Below are 1,041 nucleotides of genomic sequence, written 5' to 3' on the forward strand. Positions count from 1 at the left end.
ATCATCACCCGCCTCGCCGTCATCAACTGACAACCCCCACCCCGGCCGGCCCGCGAACCACCCACACCGCGGGCCGGCCGTGGCCGGATATGCCCACTGACATCACCCGCGTACGGCCCGCGCGAGCGCTGCGGCATGTGCGCGTGCCGAAAGGAGAAAGCGATGAGAGGCACCACCGCACTTGGCCGTGTGAAGCCGTTACTGCGCCGCCTGGTCGCGGCCGGTGGCGTACTCGCGACCATCGCAACGGCCGTCGTCTTCGCGGGCGAGCCGGCCATGGCGCGATCGCGCCCGTCCGGCTACACGATCGACGGGATCGACACGGCGAAATACCAGCATCCCAACGGTGCCGCCATCAACTGGGGCCAGGTCCGCTCGTCAGGAGTGGAGATCGCCACCATGAAGGCCACGCGCGGCACCGACGTCACCGACCCCTGGTTCACCAAGGACTTCACCGCCGCTCGGGCCGCGGGCCTGGCCGTGGCTCCCTACCATTTCTATGCCGCCTCCAGCCCCAACACCGGCTCGGCCCAGGCCGACCATTTCATCGCCGCGCTGCGTTCGGTCGGCTACACCGGACAGCGTGCTGGAGAACTGCCGCCCGTTTTCGACTTCGAATGGGACGAAGCGAACGGTGGATGCTGGCCCTACGTCACCGTCGCCGATGCCAAAGCGTGGCTGGACAAGGTCCAGAAGGCCTTCGGCCGGAAGCCGATCATCTACACCACCAAGTCGTTCATCTCCTCATGCCTCGGCGGCTCCACGGCCTTTGGCGGTTATCCCCTGCAGGTCGCGGAGTGGAGCGAGGTCAACTCGCCCAAACTCCCGGCTGGATGGAACACCTGGCTGCTGTGGCAGTACTCCTGCTCCGCACGCGTCCCGGGGGTCGCGGACACCGACGTCTGCGTCGACGTCTTCAACGGCACTCAGGCGACGCTGAACGCGATGGCGAACTTCGACGCCGCCGAGCCTGAGGATGCGACGGGTGAGGCGCCGGACTTCGATGGGGATGGCAGGCCGGACTTCGTCGGTACGTTGTCC

Annotated in this window: 1 protein-coding gene; it reads left to right on the forward strand. The window is 67.3% G+C overall.

What is annotated here, in order from left to right; genetic code table 11:
* Positions 1–162: 162 nt before the first annotated feature.
* A partial coding sequence (locus IEY93_RS37505; RefSeq protein ID WP_229691832.1) for a glycoside hydrolase family 25 protein occupies positions 163–1,041 on the forward strand: 879 nt, incomplete at its 3' end.

The sequence above is a fragment of the Sphaerisporangium melleum genome (assembly GCF_014646695.1).
GTDB classification, from domain to species: Bacteria; Actinomycetota; Actinomycetes; order Streptosporangiales; family Streptosporangiaceae; genus Sphaerisporangium; species Sphaerisporangium melleum.